The 13,470-nt window shown below is 70.5% G+C and carries 10 protein-coding genes; all 10 read left to right on the plus strand.

Annotated elements, in window-relative coordinates; all coding sequences use genetic code 11:
• Nucleotides 1-57 precede the first annotated feature (57 nt).
• The 10 genes from ACFYU0_RS10435 (at nucleotide 58) to ACFYU0_RS10480 (ending at nucleotide 13,448) form a co-directional block, all read left to right on the plus strand.
• Complete coding sequence (locus tag ACFYU0_RS10435; protein WP_389299499.1) at nucleotides 58-2,688, plus strand: valine--tRNA ligase; 2,631 nt, start codon at nucleotides 58-60, stop codon at nucleotides 2,686-2,688.
• Between the two features lie 116 nt (nucleotides 2,689-2,804).
• Nucleotides 2,805-4,319 carry a folylpolyglutamate synthase/dihydrofolate synthase family protein gene (locus tag ACFYU0_RS10440; RefSeq protein ID WP_351659317.1) on the plus strand — a complete coding sequence of 505 codons (1,515 nt, stop codon included), beginning with the start codon at nucleotides 2,805-2,807 and terminating at the stop codon, nucleotides 4,317-4,319.
• Between the two features lie 10 nt (nucleotides 4,320-4,329).
• Entirely contained in the window at nucleotides 4,330-4,701 is a 372-nt protein-coding gene (locus ACFYU0_RS10445; RefSeq protein ID WP_351659320.1) for a DUF4233 domain-containing protein, read from the plus strand.
• A gap of 63 nt (nucleotides 4,702-4,764) precedes the next feature.
• Complete coding sequence (ndk, locus tag ACFYU0_RS10450) at nucleotides 4,765-5,178, plus strand: nucleoside-diphosphate kinase (protein WP_104780585.1); 414 nt, start codon at nucleotides 4,765-4,767, stop codon at nucleotides 5,176-5,178.
• A gap of 313 nt (nucleotides 5,179-5,491) precedes the next feature.
• A complete protein-coding gene (locus ACFYU0_RS10455; RefSeq protein WP_116151120.1) occupies nucleotides 5,492-6,511 on the plus strand; it encodes a rod shape-determining protein in 1,020 nt (339 codons plus the stop codon).
• A gap of 187 nt (nucleotides 6,512-6,698) precedes the next feature.
• On the plus strand, nucleotides 6,699-7,643 hold the full coding sequence (mreC, locus tag ACFYU0_RS10460) for a rod shape-determining protein MreC (RefSeq protein ID WP_351659324.1): 945 nt from the start codon (nucleotides 6,699-6,701) through the stop codon (nucleotides 7,641-7,643).
• A 13-nt stretch (nucleotides 7,644-7,656) separates the two neighbouring features.
• Nucleotides 7,657-8,331: a rod shape-determining protein MreD gene (gene mreD / locus ACFYU0_RS10465; protein WP_389299504.1), complete on the plus strand. Its 675-nt coding sequence runs from the start codon at nucleotides 7,657-7,659 to the stop codon at nucleotides 8,329-8,331.
• Between the two features lie 116 nt (nucleotides 8,332-8,447).
• The gene (mrdA, locus tag ACFYU0_RS10470) at nucleotides 8,448-10,700 is read left to right on the plus strand and encodes a penicillin-binding protein 2 (RefSeq protein ID WP_389299507.1); all 2,253 of its coding nucleotides are present in this window, start codon (nucleotides 8,448-8,450) and stop codon (nucleotides 10,698-10,700) included.
• On the plus strand, nucleotides 10,697-11,896 hold the full coding sequence (gene rodA / locus ACFYU0_RS10475; RefSeq protein WP_351659333.1) for a rod shape-determining protein RodA: 1,200 nt from the start codon (nucleotides 10,697-10,699) through the stop codon (nucleotides 11,894-11,896). Before mrdA ends, rodA begins: the two co-directional genes overlap by 4 nt.
• A 52-nt stretch (nucleotides 11,897-11,948) precedes the next feature.
• Complete coding sequence (locus ACFYU0_RS10480) at nucleotides 11,949-13,448, plus strand: CHAD domain-containing protein (RefSeq protein ID WP_389299509.1); 1,500 nt, start codon at nucleotides 11,949-11,951, stop codon at nucleotides 13,446-13,448.
• Nucleotides 13,449-13,470 lie beyond the last annotated feature (22 nt).

Below are 13,470 nucleotides of genomic sequence, written 5' to 3' on the forward strand. Positions count from 1 at the left end.
CCGTTACAGAACAAACGCGTTTCGGGACCACCCCGTGACACCCCTAAACTGACCCCCGTGACCGAGAACGCTCAGCAGCAGCCACCCGCGCCCGACACCGAACTGCCGACCCAGTACGCGCCGGCCGATGTAGAGGGGCCGCTGTACGAGCGCTGGGTGGAGCGGGGTTACTTCGAGGCGGACGCGAAGAGCGACAAGCCGCCGTACACGATCGTCATCCCGCCGCCGAACGTCACCGGCAGCCTCCACCTGGGCCACGCCTTCGAGCACACGCTCATCGACGCCCTGACCCGCCGCAAGCGCATGCAGGGCTTCGAGACGCTGTGGCAGCCGGGCATGGACCACGCCGGCATCGCCACCCAGAACGTCGTCGAGCGCGAGCTGGGCAAGGAGGGCAAGTCCCGCCACGACCTCGGCCGCGAGGCGTTCGTCGAGCGCGTCTGGCAGTGGAAGGGCGAGTCCGGCGGCCAGATCTCCGGCCAGATGCGCCGCCTCGGCGACGGCGTCGCCTGGTCGCGTGAGCGCTTCACCATGGACGAGGGCCTCTCGCAGGCCGTCCAGACCATCTTCAAGCGCCTCTACGACGACGAGCTGATCTACCGCGCCGAGCGCATCATCAACTGGTGCCCGCGCTGCCTCACCGCGATCTCGGACATCGAGGTCGAGTACCAGGACGACGACGGCGAGCTGGTCTCCATGAAGTACGGGGAGGGGGACGACACCATCGTCGTCGCCACCACCCGTGCCGAGACCATGCTCGGTGACACCGCCGTCGCGGTCCACCCAGACGACGAGCGGTACAAGCACCTCGTCGGCAAGCTCATCAGGCTCCCGCTCACCGACCGGTCCATCCCGGTCGTCGCGGACGAGCACGTCGACCCCGAGTTCGGCACCGGCGCGGTCAAGGTCACCCCGGCCCACGACCCGAACGACTTCGAGATCGGCCAGCGGCACGACCTGCCGTCCCTCACCGTGATGGACGAGCACGCCGTCATCACCGCGCACGGCCCCTTCCAGGGCCTGGACCGCCTCGAGGCCCGCTCCGCCATCGTCGCCGCGCTGCGCGCCGAGGGCCGGATCGTCGCCGAGAAGCGCCCCTACGTCCACTCCGTCGGCCACTGCTCGCGCTGCAAGACCACCATCGAGCCGCGCCTGTCCATGCAGTGGTGGGTCAAGGTCGGCCCGCTGGCCAAGGCCGCCGGCGACGCCGTCCGCGACGGCAAGGTCAAGATCCATCCGCAGGAGATGGAGAAGCGCTACTTCGACTGGGTCGACAACCTCCACGACTGGTGCATCTCGCGGCAGCTGTGGTGGGGCCACCGCATCCCGGTCTGGTACGGCCCGAACGGCGAGGTCGTCTGCGTCGGCCCCGACGAGCGGCCGCCCGGCACCGAGGCGGAGGGCTGGAAGCAGGACACCGACGTCCTCGACACCTGGTTCTCCTCCGGCCTGTGGCCGTTCTCCACCCTCGGCTGGCCCGAACAGACCGAGAGCCTCGCGAAGTTCTACCCGAACTCCGTCCTGGTCACCGGCTACGACATCCTCTTCTTCTGGGTCGCCCGGATGATGATGTTCGGCCTGTACGCGATGGACGGCACCCCGCCGTTCCACACCATCGCCCTGCACGGCATGGTGCGCGACCAGTTCGGCAAGAAGATGTCGAAGTCCTTCGGCAACGCGGTCAACCCGCTGGACTGGATGGACAAGTACGGCTCGGACGCCCTGCGCTTCACCCTCGCCCGCGGCGCCAACCCCGGTGTCGACGTGCCCATCGGCGAGGACTGGGTCCAGGGCTCGCGCAACTTCGCCAACAAGATCTGGAACGCCACCCGCTTCGCGCTGATGAACGGCGCGACGGTGGACGGCCCGCTGCCGGACGCGGCGAAGATGTCCGCCACCGACCGCTGGATCCTCTCCCGCCTCAACTCGGTCGTCGCCGAAGTCGACGCCTTCTACGACGACTTCCAGTTCGCCAAGCTGTCCGACGCCCTCTTCCACTTCGCGTGGGACGAGGTCTTCGACTGGTACGTCGAGCTGTCCAAGACCACGTTCCAGGCGGGCGGCGAGGCGGCCGAGGTCTCCAAGCGCGTCCTGGGCGAGGTCCTCGACGTCACGCTCCGGCTGCTGCACCCGGTCGTCCCGTTCGTCACCGAGACCCTGTGGACCACCCTCACGGGCGGCGAGTCGGTCGTCATCGCCGACTGGCCGAAGGACAGCGGCTTCCGCGACGCGGCCGCCGAGCGGGAGATCGAGACCCTCCAGTCCGTCATCACCGAGGTCCGCCGCTTCCGCGCCGACCAGGGCCTCCAGCCGGGGCAGCGGGTCCCGGCCCGGCTGGCCCTGGACGGCACGGCGCTGGCCCCGCACGAGGCCGCCATCCGCCAGCTGCTGCGCCTGCAGCCGGAGGGCGAGTCCTTCACGGCCACGGCCACCCTGCCGGTCGCCGGCGCCGAGGTCGCCCTCGACCTCTCCGGCACCATCGACGTGGCCGCCGAGCGCAAGCGCCTGGCGAAGGACCTGGCCGCCGCCGAGAAGGAGAAGGCCCAGTCCACCGCCAAGCTCGGCAATGAGGCCTTCCTGGCGAAGGCCCCGGAGAACGTGGTCGACAAGATCCGCACCCGCCTCGCCAAGGCTGATGAGGACATCGCCCGCATCCAGGCCCAGCTGGACAGGCTCCCGCAGGGCTAGCGCCGCGGCCCGCGCGGGCGCGGGACCCGCGTGAACGGCGGCCGAAGGCCCCCGGAGCTCCACGGCTCCGGGGGCCTTCGCCCACCCATGTCACCGCGCCTCCGTAGACTGGCAGCGTGAGCGACCACCCCGGCACCAGCGACACCCCCGACCCCCTCGACGGCTTCGACGAGATCATCGAGGCCGAGACCACCCGCGACCCCGACCTCGCCGTGATCGAGGCCGGCAGCCGCACCCTGCGCACCCAGGGCGGCCCGCCCGAGGCCGACGTACCGGCCCGGCCGGAGGACCCCGAGGTCGACAGGGCCCTGCGCGAGGTCGAGACGGAGCTGGCCACCCGCTGGGGCGAGACCAAGCTGGAGCCGTCCGTCAGCCGGATCGCCGCCCTGATGGACGTCCTCGGCGAGCCCCAGCGCTCGTACCCCTCGATCCACATCACCGGGACCAACGGCAAGACCTCCACGGCCCGCATGATCGAGGCCCTGCTCGGCGCCTTCGAGCTGCGCACCGGGCGCTACACGAGCCCGCACGTGCAGTCGATCACCGAGCGGATCAGCCTGGACGGAGCGCCGATCGCCGCCGAGCGGTTCATCGAGACGTACCGGGACATCAAGCCGTACATCGAGATGGTCGACGCCTCGCAGGAGTACCGGCTGTCCTTCTTCGAGGTGCTCACCGGAATGGCCTACGCGGCCTTCGCCGACGCCCCGGTCGACGTGGCCGTGGTGGAAGTGGGCATGGGCGGCTCCTGGGACGCCACCAACGTGATCGACGGCGACGTCGCCGTGATCACCCCCATCGGGCTCGACCACACCGACCGGCTCGGGAACACGCCGGGGGAGATCGCGGGGGAGAAGGGCGGCGTCATCAAGCAGGGCGCGACCGTGATCCTCGCGCAGCAGCCGGTGGACGCGGCGCAGGTGCTGCTGAAGAAGGCCGTCGAGGTCGACGCCACCGTGGCCCGCGAGGGCCTGGAGTTCGGCGTGACCGCCCGGCAGATCGCCGTCGGCGGCCAGCTCCTCACCCTGCGCGGCCTGGGCGGTGAGTACGAGGAGGTCTACCTCCCGCTGCACGGCGCCCACCAGGCGCACAACGCGGCCGTCGCGCTCGCCGCCGTGGAGGCGTTCTTCGGGGTCGGCGCGCAGCGCGCGGAGCGGCTGGACATCGACGCGGTGCGCAGGGCCTTCGCGGCCGTCTCCTCGCCGGGGCGCCTGGAGATCGTACGGCGCTCTCCCACCGTCGTCCTGGACGCCGCCCACAACCCGCCGGGCGCCGAGGCCGCCGCCGAGGCCGTGCGGGAGGCCTTCGACTTCAGCAGGCTGATCGGCGTGGTCGGGGCGAGCGGCGACAAGAACGTCCGCGGCCTGCTGGAGGCCTTCGAGCCGATCTTCGCCGAGGTCGTCGTCACCCAGAACTCCAGCCACCGCGCCATGGACGCGGACGAGCTGGCCGCGATCGCCGTCGAGGTGTTCGGCGAGGACCGCGTCCAGGTCGAGCCGCGGCTGCCGGAGGCCCTGGAGGCCGCGATCACGCTGGCCGAGGAGGAGGGCGAGTTCGCGGGCGGCGGGGTGCTGGTCACCGGCTCGGTCATCACGGTGGGCGAGGCCCGCCTGCTCCTGGGAAAGGGCTGAGGAGTCCGTCGTGCGTACGCTCTGTTCATCGACCCTGATCGGCGAGTTCTTCGTCATCGGGTTCGCCGCCCTCGTGGCCATGAAGGACCCGGACCTGTCCACGTCCACGGTATGGCTGGTCAGCGGCATCGCCATGGTCCTGTGCGTGCTGCTGTGCGGCGTGGTGACCCGGCCGGGCGGCGTCGCCCTCGGCTGGGCGCTCCAGCTCGCCCTGATCGCCTCCGGTGTCTTCGTCCCGACCATGTACTTCATGGGCGCGGTGTTCGCGGCCCTGTGGTGGGCCTCGGTCCACTACGGGCGGAAGGTCGACGAGGCGAAGGCCAGGTTCGCGGCCCAGGGGGAGCCGGCCGAGTCCGGCCCCTCTACACCTGACGCTGCGTGACGGCGGCGCGGACACGCCCTGTAACCTCGAGCCACCGCACATGTCAGTCGTAAGGAGCCCTTCGTGAGCCAGCGCACCCTCGTCCTCCTCAAGCCCGACGCCGTCCGTCGCGGCCTGACCGGCGAGATCATCAGCCGTATCGAGCGCAAGGCCGGCTGGCAGATCACCGCGCTGGAGCTGCGCACCCTGGACCAGGACACGCTGGAGCAGCACTACGGCGAGCACAAGGGCAAGCCCTTCTACGAGCCGCTGGTGGAGTTCATGGCCTCCGGCCCGGTCGTGGCGCTGATCGTCGAGGGCGAGCGGGTCATCGAGGGGCTGCGCGCGCTGGCCGGCCCGACCGACCCGATCGCCGCCGCGCCCGGCTCCATCCGGGGCGACTACGGCGTGATCGTCCGGGAGAACCTGATCCACGCGTCGGACTCGGAGGAGTCCGCCGAACGCGAGGTGAAGATCTTCTTCCCGGGCCGCGCCTGAGCCCCCACCTGGCGGAATTTCCGCGATTTTTCCTGATGGGCCGTCAGGTCCGCTCGGAGCCCTGACCAGGGACGGCCGTACCTTTTCGGCCGTCCTTCGGCATATGCGTTGCCGATCGGGGGAACGTGTGCCCCCGATGGGCCGTCTCCAGAAGCGGGGCGGCCCGCCATCTGATGACAATGGCGGAGACCCTCGCGCAGTGTTCGTGCAGGCGCGTTTACGATGGAAGCCTTCACGTCACAGCACCCGCCTCGCCGACCTGATATGCCCTCAAAAGCCCAGGAAGGCCAGATGAATCCGGATGGGGAACTCAATGTCGTTCATCGGCCGTGACATGGCTGTCGACCTCGGGACCGCCAACACGCTGGTGTACGTCAGGGGTCGCGGCATCGTGCTCAACGAGCCGTCCGTCGTCGCCATCAACACCAACACCGGCGGCATCCTCGCGGTCGGCGCCGAGGCGAAGAAGATGATCGGCCGCACGCCGGGCAACATCGTCGCCGTACGCCCGCTGAAGGACGGCGTGATCGCCGACTTCGAGATCACCGAGCGCATGCTGCGCTACTTCATCCTCAAGATCCACAAGCGGCGTTACCTCGCCCGTCCGCGCGTCGTGGTCTGCGTGCCCTCGGGCATCACGGGCGTCGAGCGCCGCGCCGTCATCGAGGCGTCCTCCCAGGCCGGCGCCCGCCAGGTGCACATCATCGAGGAGCCCATGGCGGCCGCCATCGGCTCCGGCCTGCCGGTCCACGAGGCCACCGGCAACATGGTCGTGGACATCGGCGGCGGCACCACGGAGGTCGCGGTCATCTCGCTCGGCGGCATCGTCACCGCCCAGTCCATCCGGGTCGCGGGCGACGAACTGGACAACGCGATCATCCAGTACATCAAGAAGGAGTACAGCCTGCTGCTGGGCGAGCGCACGGCCGAGCAGATCAAGATCACGATCGGTTCCGCGTACGAACTCGACGCCGACGAGCACACCGAGGTGCGCGGCCGCGACCTGGTCTCCGGGCTGCCGAAGACCGTGGTCATCTCCGCCGCCGAGGTCCGCAAGGCCATCGAGGAACCGGTCAACGCCATCGTCGACGCCGTCAAGACCACCCTCGACAAGTGCCCGCCGGAGCTGTCCGGCGACATCATGGACCGGGGAATCGTGCTGACCGGCGGCGGCGCCCTGCTGCGCGGTCTGGACGAGCGGCTGCGGCGCGAGACCGGAATGCCGATCCACATCGCCGAGGACCCGCTGGACAGCGTGGCGCTCGGCTCCGGCAAGTGCGTCGAGGAGTTCGAGGCGCTGCAGCAGGTACTGGACGCCCAGCCCCGCCGATGAGCGGGCTCCCCGGATCCGCCGAACGGGCGGCTCCGGGACTCCGCCGTACGAGACGATCCCTCTCGTACGGCGGGTCGTTGACATAGGCACAAGCTCCCGCATACAGACCCCCAGGCTCGGCGCTCCACCATCGGCGCACCACCGGGGGTCCCCCAATTCCACTCGAGGAAGGGCACGGCCGCCGCACGTGAGGGACACGAAAGAGAGCCGGCTGCTCCTGGTCCTGCTGGTCGCCATCGCGTTCGCGCTGATCACGGTGGACATCCGAGGGGGCCGGAACTCCCCCGTCGACGGAGCCCGGCAGGCCGCCGCGGCGGCGTTCGGCCCGATCGAGAACGGGCTGTCCTCGGCGGTGAACCCGGTCGGCGACGCCGTCTCCGCCGTCCGTGACTCCGGCACCCGCCACGACCGGCTCGCCACGCTGGAGAAGGAGAACGCGGCCCTCAAGGCGAAGCTCGGCAGCGACGACCGCAACCGCAGCCGCCTGAACCAGCTCGACAGAATGCTGAAGATCGCCGGCGAGGGCCAGTACGGCATCAAGGGCGCCCAGGTCATCGCCATAGGGTCGGCGCAGGGCTTCTCCTGGACCATCACCATCGACGCGGGCGCCAACGACGGCATCGAGCGGGACATGACCGTGCTGAACGGCGACGGACTCGTCGGCCGCGTCACCACCGTCGGCCCGGACACCTCCACCGTCCTGCTCGCCAACGATCCCGACTTCACCGTCGGCACCCGCATGGAGAACAGCGACGAACTCGGTTTCGCCAGCGGCCAGGGCGACCGCCCGCTGCGGGTGGAACTCCTCAACGGCAAGGCCGAGGTGAAGAAGGGCGACCGGCTCGTCACCTTCGGCTCGCAGGCGGACAAGCCCTTCGTGCCCGGCGTCCCGGTCGGCGTGGTCTCCCGGATCGACCCCTCCGGCAGCGGCCTCACCCGCACCCTCTACGTCACGCCGTACGTCGGCTTCACCAAGCTGGACGTCGTCGGCGTGGTCGTCCAGGGCCCGAAGCGGGACCCGCGCGACGAGGTCCTGCCGGCCAAGCCCAAGCCGACCCCGACGCCGACCGTGACCGTCACGGTCAGTCCGTCGGCCTCGGCCGGCGCGTCCGACACCAACGAGCAGCAGTAGGAGCGGAATCCCCATGCGCCTCAACCGGATCCTGCTCTCGATCGCGCTGGTCGTCGTCGCCCTGGTGATCCAGGTGAGCGTCCTCGCCCGCCTGCACCTGCCCGGCGCCGTCCCCGACCTGCTGCTGCTCACCGTCCTCGGCCTCGCCATGGTCTACGGCCACGTCGGCGGCGCCCTCGTCGGCTTCGGCGCCGGACTGCTCGCCGACCTCGCCCCGCCCGCCGACCACGCGGCCGGCCGCTACGCCCTGGTGCTGTGCGTCATCGGCTACTTCGCCGGGCTCATCAGGCCGGAGAACGGCCGGCTGAAGTCCGCCACCGGCCCGATGGCCGTCGTGGTCGCCGCCGCCGTCGGCTCCACCCTGCTGTACGCGGCCGTCGGCGCCCTGGTCGGCGACACCGCCGCCCGCCATGTCGGCCTGCCCGGACTGCTGTTCTCGGCCGCCCTGTACGACCTGCTGCTGGCCCCCTTCGTGGTCCCCGGGATCATGTGGCTGGCGCGCCGCTCCGACAACGACCCACTCGCCGAGACCAGCCCCGCAGCCAAGGCCGGGGACATCTCCTCCGGCTGGCTCTCCTCCGGCACCGGACTGAGCGTCGGCAACCGGCGCCGCCTCGGCACCCTGAAGGCCAAGGCCCGCACCCGCTCCACCAGGGTCGGCCGCATCAAGGGGGTCAAACGGCTGTGAACGCACCAGAGTTCACCCGAACGGGGCAATCGCGGCGGAACGGCGGCGCACAGGCCGATCGTTCATCATTCGTCCGCGCACACACGTCAGCGCACTGAGAGGGGGAGACAGCCGCAGTGACCAACATTCCCGAGACCGGACGGACCCCACGGGTCCAGATCCGCCTCGTCGTCATCCAGATCCTCGTGCTCTCCCTTCTCGGCACCCTGGGCGGCCGCCTGTGGTACCTGCAGATCCGCGAGGGCGCCGCGTACCAGAAGGAGGCCTCCGGCAACCACGTCCAGCAGGTCGTCGATCCCGCCGTGCGCGGAGACATCCTCGACGCCCGCGGCGTGCCGCTCGCCGACAACGAGACCCGCCTGGTCGTCTCCGCCTCCCGCACCGACCTGCTCAAGCAGGCGGATGACGGCAAGGCCGTCCTCACCAAGCTGGCCGGCGTCCTCGGCATGAAGCCCGCCGACGTCATGCGCAAGGTCCGGCTGTGCGACGCCGAGACCCCGCAGCCCTGCTGGAACGGCTCGCCCTACCAGCCCATCCCGATCACCGACGAGGCCACCGCCAAGCAGGCCCTGCAGATCCGCGAGCGCGCCGAGGACTTCCCCGGCATCACCGCCGAGCCGGAGGCTGTGCGCCGCTACCCGGGCCCGGGCAAGTCCAACACCTCCCAGGTCCTCGGCTACCTCTCGCCGGTCACCGACGAGGAGATCCAGAAGGCCAAGGACACCGACTCGCCCTACCTGCGCTCCGACATGGTCGGCCGCTCCGGCCTCGAGCGGCAGTACGACAAGGTGCTGCGCGGCAAGGCCGGCGTCACCCGCTACGAGGTGGACAACCTCGGCCGGGTCATCGGCAAGGCCCAGTCCGACGCGGCCGAGTCCGGCTCCAACCTGGTCACCAGCATCGACTCCCGGGTGCAGCGCGTCGCCGAGTACGAGCTGGACAAGGCGATGAAGGTCGCCCGCCAGCAGTACGACAAGATCACCGGCGAGAACTACAAGGCGGACTCCGGCGCCGTCGTGGTCATGGAGGCCAAAACCGGCCGGATAGTCGCCATGGCCTCCGCCCCGACCTACGACCCGAACGTCTGGGTCGGCGGCATCTCCGCCAAGGACTACAAGGCCCTCACCGGCAAGGACTCGGACTACCCCCTGCTCAACCGGGCCATCCAGGGCCAGGCCGCGCCCGGCTCGACCTTCAAGGTGGTCTCCACGGCCGCCGCGGTCGAGGCCGGCTACCCCTTCGACGGCCGCTACCCCTGCACCAGCTCCTACTCCGTCGGCAGCCAGGTCTTCAAGAACTTCGAGGGCGAGAACTTCGGCCCCATCTCCCTGGGCCGGGCCCTGGAGGTCTCCTGCGACACCGTCTTCTACGGTCTCGCCGACAGGGAGTGGAAGCGCGACGGCGGCATCAACCCCAAGAAGGGCAAGCCGAAGGACTACTTCTACAAGGCCGCCCACCAGTTCGGCCTCGGCAAGGAGACCGGCGTCGACCTGCCCAACGAGGTCACCGGCCGCGTCCCGGACCGCCAGTGGAAGCTGGACTACTGGAAGGCCAACAAGGACGCCTGGTGCAAGTCCGGCAAGAAGGACGGCACCTACGTCGAGAAGATCGCGTACGAGAACTGCCTCGAGGGCAACAAGATGCGCGAGGGCGACTCGATCAACTACTCCATCGGACAGGGCGACACCCTGGTCACCCCCATCCAGGAGGCCGCGATCTACGGCGCCGTCGCCAACGGCGGCACCATGTACCAGCCCACCATCGGCAAGGCGATCGTCAGCGCGGACGGCAAGAAGGTCACGGAGATCAAGCCGAGGAAGAACGGCCGGCTGCCGGTCTCCAAGGCCACCCTCGCGGGCATGAACGACGCCTTCGCCGGCGTCATCACCCGCGGTACCGCCGCCTGGAAGTTCGGCGGCTGGCCCCAGGACAAGATCCCGCTGCACGCCAAGACCGGCACCGCCGAGGTCTACGGCAAGCAGACCACCTCCTGGCTCGCCACCTACTCCAAGGACTACACGGTGATCATGACGATCGCCCAGGCCGGTACGGGTTCCGGAGCCTCCGGTGAGGCCGTGCGCAACATCTACAGCGCGATGTACGGCGTCGGCGGCGACGGCTCCATCGACAAGAAGAGGGCCCTGCTGCCCGAACCGCAGAAGAGCCTGCCCAAGGTCCGCGCCGACGGCACCATCGCCTCCCCGAAGATCACCGGCGACCCGGCCAAGGACGTCGAGGCCTCCCAGCAGGACAACCCCAGCAACGACGACGGCGGCCAGACCCCGGCCACCTCGCCCTCGCCCACCACGGGCAACCGCGACACCCGAAGGCGCCACCGCAGGCGGGGGAGCCGGAGGACGCTCACATGACCAGCCCGAACAGCTTCTCCGTCTCCGGCTACGGACCCGAGCGGGCCGGCTGGACCCGGCTCTTCGCCCGCGACTCACTGGCCCGCCGGCTCGACTGGCCGATGCTGCTGTCGGCACTCGCCCTCTCCGGCATCGGCTCCCTGCTGGTCTACTCGGCCACCCGCAACCGCACCGAGATCAACCAGGGCGACCCGTACTACTTCCTGCTCCGGCACCTGATGAACACCGGCATCGGGCTCGCCCTGATGATCGGCACGCTCTGGCTCGGCCACCGCGCCCTGCGCAACGCCGTGCCGATCCTCTACGGCCTGTCCGTCTTCGGCATCCTCGCCGTGCTGACCCCGCTCGGCTCCACCGTCAACGGCGCCCACTCCTGGATCGTGCTCGGCGGCGGCTTCTCGCTGCAGCCCTCGGAGTTCGTGAAGATCACGATCATCCTGGGCATGGCCATGCTGCTCGCGGCCCGGGTCGACGCCGGCGACAAGAAGTACCCCGACCACCGCACGGTCCTGCAGTCCCTGGGCCTGGCCGCCGTACCCATCCTCATCGTGCTGCTGATGCCCGACCTCGGATCGGTCATGGTCATGGTGGTCATCATCCTCGGCGTGCTGCTCGCCTCCGGCGCCTCCAACCGCTGGGTCTTCGGCCTGATCACCGCCGGCACCGTCGGCGCCATCGCCGTCTGGCAGCTGCACATCCTGGACGAGTACCAGATCGCCCGCTTCGCCGCCTTCGCCAACCCCGACCTCGACCCGGCCGGCGTCGGCTACAACACCAACCAGGCCCGCATCGCCATCGGCTCCGGCGGCCTCACCGGCGCCGGCCTCTTCCACGGCTCGCAGACCACCGGCCAGTTCGTCCCCGAGCAGCAGACGGACTTCGTCTTCACGGTCGCCGGGGAGGAGCTCGGCTTCGTCGGCGCCGGCCTGATAATCCTCCTCCTCGGCGTCGTCCTGTGGCGCGCCTGCCGCATCGCCCGCGACTCCACCGAGCTGTACGGCACGATCGTCGCCGCCGGCATCATCGCCTGGTTCGCCTTCCAGGCCTTCGAGAACATCGGCATGACGCTCGGCATCATGCCCGTCACCGGCCTGCCCCTGCCCTTCGTGTCCTACGGCGGCACGTCGATGTTCGCGGTGTGGATCGCAGTCGGCCTCCTGCAGTCCATCAAGGTGCAACGTCCGATGTCCGCATAACCGAACCGCACGAAAGGGGACTGAGCAGGCGTATCGCGGCTAGATTCTGTTCATGGCGGATACGAAACGCGAGATCGAGCGCAAGTACGAAGCCGAAGAGAACGGGCTGCCCGACCTGACGGGTGCCGGCAAGGTGGCGGACGTCCTCGACGAGGGCCTGGTCGAGCTGGACGCCACCTACTACGACACCGCCGACGAACGCCTGGCCGCCGCCGCCCTGACCCTGCGCCGCCGCACCGGCGGCTCGGACGCCGGCTGGCACCTGAAGTTCCCGGTCGCCCCCGGCGTCCGCGACGAGATCAGGGCGCCCCTGTCCGACACCGTGCCCGAGGAACTCGCCGCCCTGGTCCGCTCCCGGGTCCGGGGCGCCGAACTGGTCCCCGTCGTCCGGCTCCGCTCCGCCCGGGACGTACGGCACCTGGTCGACGCGGACGGCGCGCTGCTGGCCGAGGCCAGCGTGGACACGGTCACCGCCGAACGGCTCAACCGGGCCGGCGGCACCACCCGGTGGACCGAGATCGAGGTGGAACTGGCCGAAGGCGCCGACCCGGCCCTCCTCGACAAGGTCGACAAACGCCTGCGCAAGGCGGGCGTACGGCCGTCCACCTCACCGTCCAAGCTGGCCCGTGCGCTGGAGCGGACCGGCGGCATCCGGACCCGCTCCGCCAAGCCCGCACCCCCCGTGACCGCCGGCGACCACGTCCTCGCCTACCTGCGCGAGCAACGCGACGAGATCCTCGACCGCGACCCGGCCGTACGCAGGGACATCCCGGACTCGGTGCACAAGATGCGCGTGGCGACCCGCCGCATGCGCAGCACCTTCCGCACCTTCCGGACGGTCCTCGATCCCGCCGTCACCACCCCCGTCGCCGCCGAGCTGAAGTGGCTGGCCCGCGAGCTGGGCGCCGACCGCGACCAGGAAGTGCTGGCCGAGCGCCTCACCAACGCCCTGGACGAACTCCCGGGCGAACTGGTCCTCGGCCCCGTGCCCCAGCGCGTCGCCGCCTGGGCCGAGGCCCGGCACGGCAGCACCCGCGGCCACCTCCTCGCCATCCTCGACTCCGCCCGCCACCAGGCGCTGCTCGACACCCTCGACGCCCTTCTCGCCGACCCGCCCCTGCGCGGCAAAGCCGCCCGGAAGCCCGCCAAGGTGCTCGCCAAGGCCGTGCGCAAGGACCTCGCCAAGGTCGCCCGCCTGATCACCCACGCGCTCGACCTGCCGCCCGGCCAGGAACGCGACGTCGCCCTGCACGAGGCCCGCAAGAAGGCCAAGCGCACCCGCTACGCCGCCGAGGCCGCCATCCCCGCCCTGGGCTCCCCGGCCACCGCCCTGGCCAAGTCGATGAAGTCCCTCACCTCCCTGCTGGGCGACCACCAGGACAGCGTCATGGCCCGCCACACCCTGCGCGAGTTCGCCGCGGTCGCCCACGCGGCGGGGGAGAGCACCTTCACCTACGGCCTGCTGTACGGCCGGGAGGAGCGGCGGGCGGCAGCGGCGGAGGCCGAGCTGCCCGGCCTGTGGGCGAAGATCGAATCGGAGGCGTCCGTCTGAGCGTACGGGGCAGCCCCCGGAG

The organism is Streptomyces sp. NPDC003720, from assembly GCF_042875075.1.
Taxonomy (GTDB): domain Bacteria; phylum Actinomycetota; class Actinomycetes; order Streptomycetales; family Streptomycetaceae; genus Streptomyces.

Excerpts from the sequence above, each read along its gene's own strand:
- ACFYU0_RS10455 (WP_116151120.1), top strand. The coding sequence starts at position 5,492 with ATGTCGTTCATCGGCCGTGACATGGCTGTCGACCTCGGGACCGCCAAC.
- rodA (WP_351659333.1), top strand. The coding sequence starts at position 10,697 with ATGACCAGCCCGAACAGCTTCTCCGTCTCCGGCTACGGACCCGAGCGG.
- ACFYU0_RS10480 (WP_389299509.1), top strand. The coding sequence starts at position 11,949 with ATGGCGGATACGAAACGCGAGATCGAGCGCAAGTACGAAGCCGAAGAG.
- mreD (WP_389299504.1), top strand. The coding sequence starts at position 7,657 with ATGCGCCTCAACCGGATCCTGCTCTCGATCGCGCTGGTCGTCGTCGCC.